This window comes from Bacillus sp. L_1B0_5, assembly GCF_000836715.1.
Lineage (GTDB): Bacteria > Bacillota > Bacilli > Bacillales > Bacillaceae_G > Bacillus_A > Bacillus_A thuringiensis_S.
On the sequence record NZ_JXIS01000041.1, the window covers coordinates 1 to 14,876 of the forward strand.

The window sequence follows — 14,876 nt, forward strand, 5'->3', positions numbered from 1 at the left end:
ACCTAACTTCTTTGCTTTCGCTGAATTTTGAGGTGGGGGTCTTACTGCCCATTAAAGCGGGATAAAAATAAACTCGGTGCTCTCTGCACCGAGTTTATTTAATAAAAGTCGCATCATACTTATCACTTTGCAACACTTGGAAATGTAAGTTTGCTAAATGTTTCCGTATTTCTGCACTATCGTCTTCATTTAAATTGTTCGCCAAAAACACAATTTCTGTACAGTTTCCACGTTTATCCATAGCGTAAACCGCTTTTGTAACCGTCCATGGTGTGTAACCATTCTTTTGCCCAGCATGTCTAAATGTTTTACGGTATTTCTTGGCACTCATGTCTGTTTCAACGATATTTGCCCACACTTTTTCTTCAGCTTCTGTCAAACCACCTTTATGGTTTGCCTTTTGAAGTAATACCATATAATCATTTGCCGAAGCTGCTGGTAATCTATCTGACCAAATTTTGTCGTAACGTTCCTCTAAATAAAGCGGAATTTCCTTCTGTAATAATGGTCCCTTCTTCTTTAAGCGTTCATGAATAATCATCGCATATTCACGATATTGCTCTTGAGACATTTCTTTTAACTTTTTCTCTATTTTATATTTTGGAACATGTAATTCTTTATGCAAATATCCCGGGATATACAAAGATGAAACGATTGGAAATAGTGGTTGATGTGCAGGAAGTGATAAACTTTGTAAGTTTCGATTAATGTTATCTAATCCTAACAATTCCATTAAGTATTCAGCATTTGCATTCGAACTAAACTTAACCATTCCTTTTGCCACTTCTTCTAAAGAAACCGCTCCTTCAGTTATCTTGCCCGTCTTCTCCAAATACTTTTGCCATCTATCTTGTGCACCACCATCTGTATTTGGCACATAATAGCGATTTACATCATTAATCGACACGAAACTAGACGAATCAATTTTCCCTTCAGTAACTTGTTTCGTATATTCAAGCGCCACAATTAATTTCATCGTACTAGCAACTGGCAATACAACATTTGGGTTTACAGAATAAACAACTTTATCATTTCTCTTTACTAGAAGCGCACTATTTTTTTCATCTTTATGTTCTTCAATAAAAGATGCAATATACTGTGCATCATCATTATTTGAACTCCACACTTTTTTCACTAAAAAGTTACCCGATATTAGCAAAACAAAAATACCCACAATTACTGCGCATACTATAGTTTTTTTCAAGTAAAATTCCTCTCCTATTGTGTAACTCTTCTCTATTTATCATTTAAAAACAAAATAATGGAGATGGTCATTTAAATAACCATCTCCATTATTTTAACTTGTATGCTCCTATTATGTCTACGTCATAAATTTCACAAAATCCTCAAGAAACTTTTTATAATGCAACGACCAACCAATTCGCACCCAATTTTTTAATGCTTTTGCATCAGGTTGAGGCCGAAAATCAGCAATACTCTCTCCTTTTGCAATTCCAGCTGTATCTACATCGACACGACGATATACATAGTCTAAAAGGGATGGATTTGCCGCAACCATCATTGTAACGACGTCATGTACTGGACTTCCTTTTATTTTCGGATTTAACTTTCTATAAGCTCTATAATAATACGTAAATATCGGCTCGATTAACTTATTAAAACTCGTTTTAGAGTGTTTCGTAATATATTTTACCATTTCCGGCGTAATAATTGCTTCCGATGTAACGTTAAGTGGCACTAATGTCACATTTTTGGCATTTTGCATGACTAATTGCGACGCAATCGGATCACCATGAAAATTCGCCTCTGCGACTGGTGTTACATTGCCAGGCATCAAGAAAGCACCGCCCATTATATAATATTCTTTCACATACTTCATCATCGGCTTTTCTAAAATAAATGCTGTCGCTAGTGTTGTTGATCTACCAGCATCGACTATTATTAATTCTCCTTTATATTTTTCAAGAAGATCAAAAAATGCACAAAAAGGTTTTATATTTGGCGAAAAAGTTTTTGGAGGTTTAATTGGTCCTAAACCGTCTGCCCCATGAATTTCTGGATAATACGTTGTAACATCTCCGGATAAAGGAATTTTGGCACCATTAATAACAGGTATATCTTCCCGTCCTGCCATTTGCAATAAATATGCGGCATTACTTGTCGCCTTTTCTTGTGTTACATTTCCATATCCCGTTACTACCCCAACAATATCAATATCAGGATGCAACAATCCATACATAATCGCTAAAGAGTCATCAATTCCTGGGTCTCCTAAAAATAACACTTTTTTCATCGACCTCAACTCCATCTCCTCAGTTGTTATTAACTTATGAATAAACGTGGATATACAGAATAAAAAAGAACAAATTCATACGAAAAAACGCAGTCTTATAAGGACTACGTTTTTCAGCTAACCTATACTGTTTTTTTTACAGCACTCATACTTCCAATAACATAAGCGATAAATGCAAAACAAATTGGGAAGACAACTGTATGTATACCGAACGGATTTGGATAGAAAAGATGAATACCCATATATGAACCTACTCCAACGAAAATGGAAGCAAGCGCTCCTGTAGCATTTCCTTTTCTCCAATATAACCCTAATACGATTGGCCAAATGAATGCTGCTTCTAATCCACCGAAAGAAAATAAATTTAACCATATTAAAAAGTCTGGTGGTTTAATCGCCGCTGCATAAACGAGTAGTCCTACAATACCAGTAATCCACAAACTTCCTTTTTTTATCGTACTGTCTGCTGCATCTTTATTTATGTAATTTACGTATATATCTTTAATAATTGACGAGCTTACAAGTAATAATAAAGAGTTTACTGTAGACATAATCGCCGCCATTGGTGCAGCTAAGAAAACTCCAGCTAACCAAGGTGGCAACACTTCCATCGCGAGTAGCGGCATTACTTTATCTGGTACCGTTATACCTGGAAGTACTACTCTTGCAAATACACCTGTTAAATGCATACCGATCATAATTGTACCAACGACAACTGTTCCAATTATTAAAGCTTGGTGCATAGCTTTTGAATTTTTATAAGACATGGCACGCACGCTAATTTGCGGTAAACCTACAACGCCAATTCCAATTAAAATCCAAAATGATGTAACATATGATTTCGTTAAACTGCCATCTGCGCCGAATGGTGTAATTAAATTCGGATTAATTTGAACAAGTTCCTGCATAATCTTTTCAATTCCACCACCAGCAATGACAGTAGCAATTAAAATGATTGTCGTTCCAACTAACATAATGATTCCTAATAATGTATCTGATAGCGCGACTGCACGAAATCCACCAATTAATACGTACACAAGTACAGAAAAAGTAAATAAAAATAGTGCTGTTGTATACGATAGACCCGTTAGTGACTCGATTAATCGTCCACCGCCGACCCACTGGGCTACTGTCGCCGAAAATAAAAAGATAATAATACATAACGCAGAGAGTATAACAACTGCTTTATTATTGTATCTCCCTTTTAAATAATCGATAAGAGTAATTGCTTCCATCTTCCTAGCGATAATTGCAAACTTTTTACCGATAACCGTTAAAACGATATATCCTGTTACAACTTGAATCGCAGATAACAGTACCCATCCAAGCCCCATATTGTAAGCAATACCCGGACCACCAATAAAGCTACTTGCACTACCGTACGTAGCAATCATTGTCATCGCTAATAATAAACCACCTAGCTCACGCCCACCAAGAAAATATTCTTGTAAAAATTTATTATGAGCAGTTGCTTGCACGCGTCTTGAAGCATATACACCAATTAAAAATACAACGATAAACGAAATTATCATTGGAATGATTACATACCAATTCATCTATTATTCCTCACTTTTTTCTTCCTCATCGAGTGAAATATCTTGAAATACAAAACGAACAACTAAACTAAGTAAAATAACCATAACGATAAATCCAACGATACAGCTATAAAAAAACCATGCGGGAAAACCTAATACATATGTATATTCACTCGGATTTTTACTACCAAGCCCATAAGCGAATCCGTACCATATTATAAAATTAATAATAGCAAGTCCAAGACCAATTAACGCTTCTCTATGGGCTATTCGAAACCGTGGATCATCATGATAATCTTTCATTTTTCCCCCTCCTCTCACGATGTATTATTGTACCATTGTTCTTCTAGTTTTTCCTACTAGAAAGCAAAAACAAGCAGGATTTTTTATAATTATATAGAAGCTTTTCTTACATTACATATTTTTTACAATTGTAACACAAATGAAATTTGAATTTTCAGTATTTATTAATTATGATTTTAATTAGAGGCTTTCCATCTAGTTTCCACATCCTTGATTTCGGAATAAGCGCCGTCTCGTACTGCGTTTACATTATATTTTCAAGGGGGTTATACAATGAGTCAACTAGCTGTAAATCTTCATGAAAAGGTAGAAAAGTTTCTTCAAGGTACAAAAAAGTTATATGTGAATGGATCTTTCATTGAAAGCGCTTCCGGTAAAACATTTAAAACACCTAACCCAGCAACTGGTGAAACACTTGCCGTCGTTTCTGAAGCTGGTCGCGAAGATATTCATAAAGCTGTAGTCGCAGCTCGCATGGCTTTTGACGAAGGTCCTTGGTCTCGTATGAGCACTGCTGAGCGAAGCCGTCTCATGTACAAGTTAGCTGATTTAATGGAAGAACATAAAGAAGAGCTTGCACAGCTCGAAACATTAGATAACGGAAAGCCAATCCGTGAAACAATGGCAGCAGACATACCACTTGCAATTGAGCATATGCGCTATTACGCTGGATGGGCTACGAAAATCGTTGGTCAAACAATTCCTGTTTCCGGTGATTACTTTAACTATACACGCCATGAAGCTGTTGGTGTCGTTGGTCAAATTATCCCTTGGAACTTCCCGCTTCTTATGGCAATGTGGAAAATGGGAGCAGCGCTTGCTACAGGATGTACAATCGTTTTAAAACCTGCAGAACAAACTCCACTATCTGCTCTATACTTAGCTGAATTAATTGAAGAAGCTGGATTCCCAAAAGGTGTTATTAATATCGTACCTGGATTCGGTGAATCAGCTGGACAAGCTCTCGTTAATCATCCACTCGTTGATAAGATTGCATTTACCGGTTCTACTCCTGTCGGTAAACAAATTATGCGACAAGCATCCGAATCATTAAAACGCGTTACACTTGAGTTAGGCGGTAAATCACCAAATATCATCTTGCCAGATGCTGATTTATCTCGCGCGATTCCTGGTGCACTTTCTGGTGTTATGTTTAACCAAGGACAAGTATGCTCTGCTGGGTCACGCTTATTTGTTCCGAAGAAAATGTATGATAATGTCATGGCTGATCTCGTCCTCTATTCTAAAAAACTAAATCAAGGTGTCGGTCTTAACCCTGAAACAACAATTGGTCCTCTCGTTTCTGAAGAACAACAAAAACGTGTAATGGGCTACATTGAAAAAGGGATTGAAGAAGGCGCTGAAGTACTTTGCGGAGGAAGTAATCCATTCGATCAAGGCTACTTCGTTTCTCCTACAGTATTCGCTGACGTAAATGATGAAATGACGATCGCAAAAGAAGAGATTTTCGGTCCAGTTATTTCTGCAATACCGTTTAACGATATTGATGAAGTAATTGAACGTGCAAATAAATCACAATTCGGCTTAGCGGCTGGTGTGTGGACAGAAAATGTTAAAACAGCACACTATGTTGCAAGTAAAGTACGTGCAGGTACAGTATGGGTAAACTGTTATAACGTCTTTGATGCAGCATCTCCATTTGGAGGATTTAAACAATCTGGTCTTGGCCGTGAAATGGGATCTTACGCATTAAATAACTATACAGAAGTAAAGAGCGTTTGGCTTAACTTAAATTAATGAAAAGAACCTGACCTACCTGGTCAGGTTCTTTTCATTATGTATTCCTTTAAACTTGCAATCCTCCGCTCACATTTAATACTGCACCTGTAATATAAGATGCGTATTCTGATGCTAAAAAGGCTGCCGCGTTCGCAATATCTTCTGGCGTTCCAATTCTACCAACTGGAATAGCACCAACCATCTTTTCTTTCACTTTATCTGGTATCGTTTTTGTCATATCTGTATCCATAAACCCCGGACAAATCGCATTACAAGTAATACCGAAGCTTCCAACTTCTTTCGCTGCTGTTTTCGTTAAACCGACAACTCCTGCCTTTGTAGCCGCATAATTTGCTTGACCTATATTTCCTTCTCTACTAATTGAAGATATATTAATAATGCGTCCATACCCTTGTTGTCTCATGTAAAGAAGCGCTGGTTGCATACAATAAAAAACTCCAGTTAAGTTCACTTGTAATACTTGTTCCCAAGCAGACTTCTCCATTTTATGTAACATTGCGTCTCTTGTAATTCCAGCATTATTCACCAAAATATGTAATGTACCAAATTTTTGAACCGCATATTCAATTAACGACTTTGCTTCATTTTGATTACTCACATCACATCGATATGAGCACACTTCATATCCTTCATCTGATAACTCACGTGTCGTTTTTTGTAGATTCTCTTCATTTACATCGCTAATTAATACTTTCGCCCCTAGTTTTGCATAAACCCTTGCAATCTCTTTTCCAATTCCCTGTGCAGCTCCTGTTACAACAGCTGTTTTCCCATTTAAAAACTCCATCCCTATCCCTCATTTCTATTACTTATACTGTATATTTCGGCTCCTTGCTTTCCAATTCCTCTTTGTATAAAAAAGTCTATTTGTGTCAAACTAACTTTGCAACGTCGCATAAAGTGAAACTTTAATCAGTGGGAAGTTTGTTCATCCCCACTGATTATTAGTTGAACCAATCGGGCATTTACGGGCAGTTAATCTCCCACCTAGCTTCTTTGTTCCATCTGAATTTTGAGGTGGGAATTTTACTACCCGTTATGCAGGATAAAGTGTAAGGAGATTGTGTCGAATGAACAAAAAGAATTTCAAACAAAGTAAAGCAACTGATGGCATTGACGTTGAGTTCTCTCGCGAACTCGCTGACCACAATGACTTAGAAGCAAACGCACGTGCAAATGCCGCTGATGCACGTCAAAAACGCCAATCAACCGAAAAATAAGGTACATCACAACCTTATTCTTTTCAAAAGGGACCTACTACCCAACAAAATAAACCGAGAGACATCTCTCGGTTTATTTTCTATATTTTTTTGCATAATGAGCCAAAGTAAGCAACGGATATATATGAGCATAACTATGATAACGAATATAAAATCCACCTGGTAAACCTGTTCCAGTAGGATATTTTTCATTTGCATAAGGGTTGGAGAGCAAATATGAAATACCTTTTCGAATGACTGGCGTTTCTTTATCATAGTAAGAAATGAGGGCATCTAAAGCCCATGCTGTTTGGGATGGTGTACTAAATGGCAAAGTAACGAATCTTTTTTCCACACTACTTTGGCAAGATTCTCCCCAGCCACCATCTTCATGCTGTATATGTTCAAGCCATAAAACTGCTCGTTTCAATGATGAATCGCTAGATGGTATTCCTAGTGACCGTAAACCAGTCAACACTGCCCACGTACCATATATATAACAAATTCCCCATTTCCCATACCATGATCCATTTTCCTCTTGTACATTCATTAACCAATTTATCGCACTTTGTTTTTGTTTCTCGGGCAATTCATTTTGCGTATATGTCCCGAAAAACTCTAGCACTCTTCCTGTAATATCTGGTGTAGAAGGATCTGTAATCATATCACTTGCATTTTCGATTGGTAAATTTGCTAATATACGGCTCGTTACTCCTTTTTCAAAAGCCCCCCAACCACCATCATTATTTTGCAATCCTTTAACCCAATTAACCGCTCTCTTCCAAGCATTATCTACATTTTCGTTCCCTCTACTTCGCGCCAATGCTCTTAACACAGCAGTTGTATCATCAATATCTGGAATCGTCGTATTCACATCCGAAAACCCCCAACCACCTGGGGATATATCCGGTGCATGTACACGCCAATCTACTTTCTTCGTTTGCTGTTTTCTTAGTAAATACGCTGATGCATTTTGAATCACTTTACTTGCTTTCGGAACTTGAGCTTCTTGCAAAGCATAACTGAGTAAAGCTGTATCCCATACAGTTGACGGAGAGTTTTGCAAATGGCCCCCTCTCTCCATCTTCCATATATAAGATGTGATTCCCGTTATAGCCTTCTGAATAATTGGTGATTGAATAGAATGTCCTAATGCAAGTAAAGCATAAATCATATAAAACGAGGCAGTTGCGTAACTATATAATGTTCCATTTTCATCAATACGCTCTTTCATAAAACGTTCTACTTCCTCATATCCTTTATGATGCAAAGAAAGAGGATACGTTATAATTTTCTTCACGTCACTTAATAGTGTTTGAAAAACCGGAGATCGGTCCTCCCGAAACCATTCTCCGCCCCCGCCTGCAATGTGATTTAAATTTGGCAATAACTTTTTCCCTACTCGAAATCTTTTATTTAAACACAACATCATCGGAATTAAATGAATACGTGCTGAGCTACTCAATTCAAATATACTGAGAGGGGAATCATTCTGCAGAAACATAATTGGTGTTGGCAAATGAAAGAGAGAAGGATATTCATATTCTCCATGAATCGCTAATAAAAACTTCGTCATAAAATGAGCACGCGCTACCCCCCCACGCTCATTTATAAACATTTCCGCTCGCTTCATATTCGCATCTTCTTTTGTATATTTTTCCGATGCAAGTAAGGCAGCATAAGATTGGATTGTAGCAGATAAATTACCACCCACTTCATCTTCATACAATTTCCATGTTCCTTCATTTGTTTGAAGTGATGCTAATCTTTTTACAAACGGTTCTATCTCTTTATCTCTACCTAATAATTTTAATAAAAAAATCATATGACAATCTGTTAGTGGCGCTCCTTCAAAACAAAACCGCCACGTACCATCTTGCCGTTGCATCGTTTGAAGTGCAGTTGTTCTTCTCGCTATTTCTTCATGCACTTTTTCATATAATAACAAGTTACTCACCCACCCTTTCGAAATCCGTATAACGATATTCAAAAAGGTAGCTGAATATGTATGAAAACAAAGAAAAGCAGAACATATAACATGTTCTGCTCATAAACAATATCCTACTCCGACAATAATCCCTAATAAAGCACCAACTACTACTTCATACGGTGTATGCCCAACAAGTTCATTTAACTTCTTATATTCTGTTTCTCTACCGTGAAAAAAGTCATTCAATATTTTTGCTTGTTTACTTACTGCAAGCCTTACTCCTGAAGCATCATACATAACAATAATGGCAAAAATAGCAGCAACCGCAAACATCGAGCTTTCCACACCTTCCACTACTCCAACTCCTGTAGCAAGCGCTGTAACAGTTGAAGCATGAGAACTTGGCATCCCACCTGAAGCAAAAAACTTTGCAAAATCAAATTCACCCATTTTAACTAATTTAAAGACTACTTTCGTTAATTGTGCTAAAAACCATGAAATTACAGCTGCCATAAGCGGATCATTATGTAAAATTGTTTCCATGTTCTCAGCTCCTTACTGACTATAATGGAAATTCTATATAATATAAGTATAAAGAAAAATGCGTAGAAAATACTACGCATTATGATACTTTTGCTGATTTATTTTTTATAAATTTCGGTTGTTTCTGCACTAAAAACTTTGTCTTCGCTACCGAGAATACAAATAAAGCAACCCATATACAGAAAAATGCAATCATATGTGTAGATGTGAAATGTTCACCAAATACAAATACACCTAAAATTAAGCTAATTGTTGGCGCAATATATTGTAAAAATCCCACCATATAAAGCGGAATAAGTTGTGCTCCTTTTGCAAAATAAAATAGTGGTAATGCCGTTACAATACCTGCTCCTATTAAAAGTAACGTTGATAACATTGAAATAGATCCAAATGAGCCGAAACCATGTGCTCCTGTCATAACAAGATAAATGATCGCAAACGGCGTCACTAACATCGTTTCCATCGTAAGTCCAATTGTAGCATCATAATTTAACAGTTTTTTCGTTAATCCGTACAATCCAAATGAAAAGGCAAGTGAAAGAGAAACCCACGGAATAGATCCGAAACGTACTGTTAAAATGACAACCCCTACTCCTGCTAAACCAACTGCAACATATTGCCAAAAGTTTAACTTTTCCTTTAAAACGACTGTACCAAGTAAAATACTAATAAGCGGATTAATATAATAGCCAAGACTCGCTTCAATAACATGATTATGATTAACGGCCCATATGTAAACAAACCAGTTTCCGCTAATCAAGACTGAAGCTATTGTTAATGACATTAATAATTTAGGTCGTTTAAAAAGATTCACAAATTCCCCAATAAACTGGCGAAACCTCTTCGTAACACCTAATACAAGTAACATAAAAACAAACGCCCAAACGATGCGGTGTGCTAATATTTCATCTGCTGGAACTTCCTCAACCCATTTCCAATAAATCGGTAGAATTCCCCACATCGTATAAGCACCAGCCGCATATAGTATCCCTTTTTTTTGCTCTGCTGATTGACTCCCCATCTTCCTTTTTCTCCTCTTCTCATTTTTTCTCCATTATACGGTCTCACATGCTCACTTTACCAATAATCAATCTGCATTTCTTTCGACATTTCTCATACAACGAATAATAAACATACCGTTATTACAACAAGTAACGGTATGCCGAAAACAAATTTCTTTTTATGAGTTTTATGATGAAACATATACATACCGATCCAAGCTCCAACTGCTCCCCCAGCTGCCGCTGATAAAAACAACGTACTTTCTGGCGTTCTCCACTGTTTCTTCTTTGCTTTTCGTTTATCAAGCCCCATAAGGCTAAAAGCTATAACGTTAATAATAAGAAAATAAATCCATTTCATCGCTTTCTCTCCTTATGAAAAATTCGCTTAATGGTAACACGAAAAAACGCCGGAAACAACTGAAGAACTCTTTTTATCAAACTAGTTTCATTCCTTTTTCTTAATTAGTTACCTTCATATTTACAAAACCAACTAAAATCGCAATTAAAGCATTTAAATAGAAAAATGTTATGAGCAGAATCTTATATTTCATTACATTCACCCACTACCATATCATCAAAAAAACTGCTCTCAATCACTTTCTCCTCAAAATGAAGAACTACAATTAGCCCTACATATAAAGAAACCAAATTTAGAAACCATTCCCCATTATCATCTTTCTTAGCTAAGCATTTAAATATCTCTTGAAATTGCATACGATCGTCTGCAGCAACAATCGGACGCACACCAAAATATTTCAATACGAGATTCAGCTTCAACTGCACGGATAATGATAAAATATATTTTAATAGCTTCGTATACTCTGTACTATCTTTTTGACTATACAACTTCACAAGCTTTGGATGTAAATTCGAAATCGATAATTCCTCGTCAGTCACTCTAGTTACTTCTAGCGTTTCAATCATCTTTTTCATATCCATCACATTCACCCCTTCTGAAAAAATTCTAAAGCCAAAGAGTACTTAATTCAAAATGTGCAATAATTGTGCGTTTCTCGTCTCTCGTTCTTCCTCACTGACTAAATCATACTTTTTTAGAAGGTGAAAAATATCATTTAATAATTTCTGCGAATGATTACCTTGTAAAAAACTCTTTAACTCTTTAAAGATCCCTTCAGGTAAAGAATTCTTTTGACTTTCGAGCTTATTCATCACATCTTCAATAGAATGATCAATGTTACACGCCATACTAAACTTCCCCCTCTATCCTCTATAAATAATATCCTCAGCTAACGATGTAAACACTTCTCCAACAAGAGAATCTTCATCATATACAGATGAACCGCTATTTTCTTCACGTTTTGCAAAAGGTATCTTGGCAATTACTTCTGTTTGCAATTGTTCTGCAAGCATTTCGCCGCCGCCTTTTCCGAACAGATAATTTTTCGATCCATCTTGTTCTTCATAATAAGCCATATTTTCTACAATACCTAAAATCTCATGCTTCGTATGTTTTGCCATTACACCGACTCTTGAAGCAACGAATGAAGCTACATTGTGCGGAGTTGTAACAATTATTTCTTTCGCTTGCGGAATCATCGCTGCAACATCAATCGCAACATCTCCTGTACCTGGTGGTAAATCAAGTAATAAATAATCTAATTCTCCCCAGTGCGTATTCGCAAGGAAATTTTGAATCCATTTATTTAGCATCGGTCCGCGCCACATAACTGGGTTATTTCCTTCTGTAAAAAATCCCATCGACATGATTTTAACACCGTGACTAATGACTGGAATTGCCGTTTGATCAATCATCGTTGGTTTCTTATTCGTTTCCATCATAGCTGGAATACTAAAACCATATATATCTGCATCTAATATCCCCACTTTTTTGCCCATACGAGCTAGTGCAGTTGCAAGATTAATTGTCACCGTTGATTTTCCAACTCCGCCTTTTCCGCTCGTTACAGTAATAAACCGTACTCCCGAATCAAGGCGAAGCATGCTCGGCATACCAGTTTCTGTTCTAGTATTTTTCTTTAAATTCTCTGTTAAAGCTGCACGTTCTTCTTGCGTCATAGAACCAAATGTTATATCCACTTTAGAGGCACCAATTGCGTGAAGTGATTCTTCAATATCTTGTTGAATTTTTGCTTTTAACGGACAACCTTGGATTGTTAGTACTACTTCAAGTTTAACCTCTGTTCCGTTCATTTGTACATTTCTAACCATATTTAATTCTACAACACTTTTGTGTAACTCTGGATCCTCTACATGTTTTAATGCATTTATTATTTGTTCTTGAGTAAGCATAGAACTCATCCCTTCTCTTATTCTAATTTATATACAACATCTTCTTGGCGCTTCATCTGGTGAAAAAGCTTATTACCCTCCGCTAACGGGCGGGATTAATGCGGCTATATCTCCAGCTTTTATCATCTCTTCATTCGTTACAAACTCTTCATTAATTGCAACCATTACTGTATCCAAGGATTGCAAATGATAACTATCTTTCAACCATTCTTTTAATTGCCCAACAGTCATTTCTTGTTTTTCTGAAATTATTAATTGATCCAATCCAACTTCCTCACGCAAATTTGCAAACAATAAAATTGTAATCATTTTCTCATTCTTCCTTCTTTGGTTTTCCTTCTGGATATGGTGTATTTTCAAGTTGATCTCCAATCCACATCGTTCCATCTTCCCAAAATTCTTTTTTCCAAATTGGAACAATTCGTTTTATACGTTCAATCGCGTACTCATTCGCTTCATAAGCTACTTTACGATGCGGTGATGAAACTGCAATGACTACCGCAATATCCTTTATTTCTAGCCGCCCTACACGGTGCGTAATTGCTACTTTTGCATCCGGCCATCTTTCACTAATCTCTTCACCAATTCTCATAAGTTGTTTTACTGCCATCGGTTTATATGCTTCATACTCTAAATGTAGCGTTCGTTTTCCTTTTGTTAATTCTCTCACTGTACCAATAAATGTTGTAATCGCACCTGCTTCCCTTCTTGCGACTTTATTCGTTACTTCTTCAACTAAAATCGGATTATCTACAATCTCAAATAGCACTTGTCCCATTAAAACCACCTCTCACTTTATGAAATGTCCAAGGCCATTCACTACCTTCGTTATCTTCTAATAAAAGAACATCAATAAACATATCTTTTTTATATCCTCTTGTCCCGCCCGGCAATACGATAAACGCGTTTGATTCTGCCAATGAAGAAACTGAGCTAGATTTATCAAACCCTGATGGATAAGCGATTAATTTCCCCTCATCATATTGCAATTTTGCTCGTACAAATCTTGTAAATGGATTCGGTTTTAGAAAATCTTCTCCTAATAACGCTTTTTCTCTTTTTAAATGTACTTTTTCACTAAACATATACGTCCGAATACACGGTCTTACGAATAATTCAAATCCTACGTAACAAGCTGATGGATTTCCTGATAAACCAAATAATAACTTGCCATTTAATTGTGCTACAGTCGTAACACTTCCTGGTCGCATTGCAACTTTATTAAAGAGAACAGATGCACCTAACTTTTCGTAAATAGCTGGTAAATAATCATAATCTCCTACTGATACACCGCCCGTTGTAATTAACATATCTACTTGCCCAAGCGTTTCTTTGACAACTGTAAAACACGTATTAAAATCATCACTAAACTTTCCAAAATATTTTACTCTTCCGCCCGCTCTTCGAATTTGAGACAATATCATATACGTATTACTGTTTCGAATTTTCCCTGGCTGTAATGAATCATCGACATCAAGCAATTCACTCCCAGTCGCTAACAGTCCAATTACAGGCTTTCTCGCAACTGGCACTTCACTATAACCGAATGTAGCAAGAAGAGCTGAAATACCTGGATTAATGTACGATCCTTTCTTTGCAAGAACCGTTCCTTTACGAGCATCTTCACCTTGAAAAGAAATATTGTCGTCCTTTTTGAATGATCGCTTCACTTCCATATAATTGTTGCCATTCTTCTCATATTGACGAGTCAGCTCTAACATAACAACCGCATCACACCCATTCGGAATTTGTGCTCCCGTCATAATTCGAACTGCTTGAAACGGACCTACTTTCTCATGGAATAGCGATCCTGCACCAATTTCACCCACTACTTCAAATACAATTGGCGTTTCATAACTTGCTAAATTAGTATCTTCTGCTCGAATAGCAAATCCGTCATACGGCGAACGATTAAATGACGGTACATCATGGTCAGCTACTAAATCCTCCGCTAATATACGTCCATAAGCTAATTCAATTGGTAATAGCTCCTTTAAGCCTTTATCAGCAAATCCCATCACTTTACGAACAGCTTCTTCAACCGTAATTGGCACTCTTCTTTCCATTGTTGACACC

The 14,876-nt window shown here is 36.8% G+C and carries 17 protein-coding genes; 2 read left to right on the forward strand and 15 right to left on the reverse strand.

The genetic code is table 11. From position 1 onward, the window contains the following. Positions 1 to 94: 94 nt before the first annotated feature. The 4 genes from RT27_RS13255 to RT27_RS13270 form a co-directional block, all read right to left on the reverse strand. Positions 95 to 1,204, reverse strand: a complete 1,110-nt coding sequence (locus tag RT27_RS13255; protein WP_000751366.1) for a serine hydrolase — start codon at positions 1,202 to 1,204, stop codon at positions 95 to 97. A gap of 117 nt (positions 1,205 to 1,321) precedes the next feature. Further along, complete coding sequence (locus tag RT27_RS13260; protein ID WP_029442999.1) at positions 1,322 to 2,254, reverse strand: nucleoside hydrolase; 933 nt, start codon at positions 2,252 to 2,254, stop codon at positions 1,322 to 1,324. 122 nt (positions 2,255 to 2,376) lie between these two features. After that, the gene (gene panF / locus RT27_RS13265) at positions 2,377 to 3,810 is read right to left on the reverse strand and encodes a sodium/pantothenate symporter (RefSeq protein ID WP_029443000.1); all 1,434 of its coding nucleotides are present in this window, start codon (positions 3,808 to 3,810) and stop codon (positions 2,377 to 2,379) included. Between the two features lie 3 nt (positions 3,811 to 3,813). Continuing rightward, on the reverse strand, positions 3,814 to 4,092 hold the full coding sequence (locus RT27_RS13270; RefSeq protein WP_000656244.1) for a YhdT family protein: 279 nt from the start codon (positions 4,090 to 4,092) through the stop codon (positions 3,814 to 3,816). A gap of 273 nt (positions 4,093 to 4,365) precedes the next feature. Here RT27_RS13270 and dhaS point away from each other — a divergent pair, with 273 nt between their 5' ends. Next, positions 4,366 to 5,850 carry an aldehyde dehydrogenase DhaS gene (gene dhaS, locus RT27_RS13275; protein ID WP_000080279.1) on the forward strand — a complete coding sequence of 495 codons (1,485 nt, stop codon included), beginning with the start codon at positions 4,366 to 4,368 and terminating at the stop codon, positions 5,848 to 5,850. 49 nt (positions 5,851 to 5,899) lie between these two features. Here the strand turns inward: dhaS and fabG are convergent, their stop codons facing one another. Then, entirely contained in the window at positions 5,900 to 6,640 is a 741-nt protein-coding gene (gene fabG, locus RT27_RS13280) for a 3-oxoacyl-ACP reductase FabG (RefSeq protein WP_043936409.1), read from the reverse strand. A 283-nt stretch (positions 6,641 to 6,923) separates the two neighbouring features. Between fabG and RT27_RS13285 the strand changes: the two genes are divergently transcribed. After that, on the forward strand, positions 6,924 to 7,073 hold the full coding sequence (locus tag RT27_RS13285; RefSeq protein WP_001035815.1) for a YfhD family protein: 150 nt from the start codon (positions 6,924 to 6,926) through the stop codon (positions 7,071 to 7,073). Between the two features lie 73 nt (positions 7,074 to 7,146). On the opposite strand, the gene RT27_RS13290 is transcribed toward RT27_RS13285, so the two are convergent. The 10 genes from RT27_RS13290 to glp form a co-directional block, all read right to left on the reverse strand. After that, on the reverse strand, positions 7,147 to 9,000 hold the full coding sequence (locus RT27_RS13290; RefSeq protein WP_029443001.1) for a prenyltransferase/squalene oxidase repeat-containing protein: 1,854 nt from the start codon (positions 8,998 to 9,000) through the stop codon (positions 7,147 to 7,149). Between the two features lie 99 nt (positions 9,001 to 9,099). Beyond that, positions 9,100 to 9,525 (reverse strand): divergent PAP2 family protein, encoded by a 426-nt coding sequence (locus RT27_RS13295; protein ID WP_016080711.1) that lies wholly within the window; start codon positions 9,523 to 9,525, stop codon positions 9,100 to 9,102. Between the two features lie 79 nt (positions 9,526 to 9,604). Then, entirely contained in the window at positions 9,605 to 10,546 is a 942-nt protein-coding gene (gene rarD / locus RT27_RS13300; RefSeq protein WP_000535541.1) for an EamA family transporter RarD, read from the reverse strand. A gap of 92 nt (positions 10,547 to 10,638) precedes the next feature. Next, positions 10,639 to 10,887, reverse strand: coding sequence for a DUF1294 domain-containing protein (locus RT27_RS13305; RefSeq protein WP_000871349.1), 249 nt, complete (start codon positions 10,885 to 10,887; stop codon positions 10,639 to 10,641). 182 nt (positions 10,888 to 11,069) lie between these two features. Beyond that, positions 11,070 to 11,468, reverse strand: a complete 399-nt coding sequence (locus tag RT27_RS13310) for a hypothetical protein (protein WP_043936410.1) — start codon at positions 11,466 to 11,468, stop codon at positions 11,070 to 11,072. Positions 11,469 to 11,510: 42 nt separating this feature from the next. Continuing rightward, the gene (locus tag RT27_RS13315; protein ID WP_000752378.1) at positions 11,511 to 11,735 is read right to left on the reverse strand and encodes a hypothetical protein; all 225 of its coding nucleotides are present in this window, start codon (positions 11,733 to 11,735) and stop codon (positions 11,511 to 11,513) included. A 15-nt stretch (positions 11,736 to 11,750) separates the two neighbouring features. Next, positions 11,751 to 12,800, reverse strand: coding sequence for a P-loop NTPase (locus RT27_RS13320; RefSeq protein WP_029443002.1), 1,050 nt, complete (start codon positions 12,798 to 12,800; stop codon positions 11,751 to 11,753). Between the two features lie 72 nt (positions 12,801 to 12,872). Then, entirely contained in the window at positions 12,873 to 13,109 is a 237-nt protein-coding gene (gene moaD / locus RT27_RS13325; protein WP_029443003.1) for a molybdopterin converting factor subunit 1, read from the reverse strand. A gap of 4 nt (positions 13,110 to 13,113) precedes the next feature. Continuing rightward, positions 13,114 to 13,578: a molybdopterin synthase catalytic subunit MoaE gene (moaE, locus tag RT27_RS13330; RefSeq protein ID WP_029443004.1), complete on the reverse strand. Its 465-nt coding sequence runs from the start codon at positions 13,576 to 13,578 to the stop codon at positions 13,114 to 13,116. Beyond that, a complete protein-coding gene (gene glp / locus RT27_RS13335) occupies positions 13,559 to 14,866 on the reverse strand; it encodes a gephyrin-like molybdotransferase Glp (protein ID WP_043936411.1) in 1,308 nt (435 codons plus the stop codon). Before glp ends, moaE begins: the two co-directional genes overlap by 20 nt. Between the last annotated feature and the right edge of the window lie 10 nt (positions 14,867 to 14,876).

Excerpts from the sequence above, each read along its gene's own strand:
- moaE (WP_029443004.1), bottom strand. The coding sequence starts at position 13,578 with ATGGGACAAGTGCTATTTGAGATTGTAGATAATCCGATTTTAGTTGAA.
- fabG (WP_043936409.1), bottom strand. The coding sequence starts at position 6,640 with ATGGAGTTTTTAAATGGGAAAACAGCTGTTGTAACAGGAGCTGCACAG.
- dhaS (WP_000080279.1), top strand. The coding sequence starts at position 4,366 with ATGAGTCAACTAGCTGTAAATCTTCATGAAAAGGTAGAAAAGTTTCTT.
- glp (WP_043936411.1), bottom strand. The coding sequence starts at position 14,866 with ATGGAAAGAAGAGTGCCAATTACGGTTGAAGAAGCTGTTCGTAAAGTG.
- RT27_RS13295 (WP_016080711.1), bottom strand. The coding sequence starts at position 9,525 with ATGGAAACAATTTTACATAATGATCCGCTTATGGCAGCTGTAATTTCA.
- RT27_RS13320 (WP_029443002.1), bottom strand. The coding sequence starts at position 12,800 with ATGCTTACTCAAGAACAAATAATAAATGCATTAAAACATGTAGAGGAT.
- RT27_RS13270 (WP_000656244.1), bottom strand. The coding sequence starts at position 4,092 with ATGAAAGATTATCATGATGATCCACGGTTTCGAATAGCCCATAGAGAA.
- RT27_RS13305 (WP_000871349.1), bottom strand. The coding sequence starts at position 10,887 with ATGAAATGGATTTATTTTCTTATTATTAACGTTATAGCTTTTAGCCTT.
- moaD (WP_029443003.1), bottom strand. The coding sequence starts at position 13,109 with ATGATTACAATTTTATTGTTTGCAAATTTGCGTGAGGAAGTTGGATTG.
- panF (WP_029443000.1), bottom strand. The coding sequence starts at position 3,810 with ATGAATTGGTATGTAATCATTCCAATGATAATTTCGTTTATCGTTGTA.
- rarD (WP_000535541.1), bottom strand. The coding sequence starts at position 10,546 with ATGGGGAGTCAATCAGCAGAGCAAAAAAAAGGGATACTATATGCGGCT.
- RT27_RS13310 (WP_043936410.1), bottom strand. The coding sequence starts at position 11,468 with ATGGATATGAAAAAGATGATTGAAACGCTAGAAGTAACTAGAGTGACT.
- RT27_RS13285 (WP_001035815.1), top strand. The coding sequence starts at position 6,924 with ATGAACAAAAAGAATTTCAAACAAAGTAAAGCAACTGATGGCATTGAC.
- RT27_RS13260 (WP_029442999.1), bottom strand. The coding sequence starts at position 2,254 with ATGAAAAAAGTGTTATTTTTAGGAGACCCAGGAATTGATGACTCTTTA.
- RT27_RS13315 (WP_000752378.1), bottom strand. The coding sequence starts at position 11,735 with ATGGCGTGTAACATTGATCATTCTATTGAAGATGTGATGAATAAGCTC.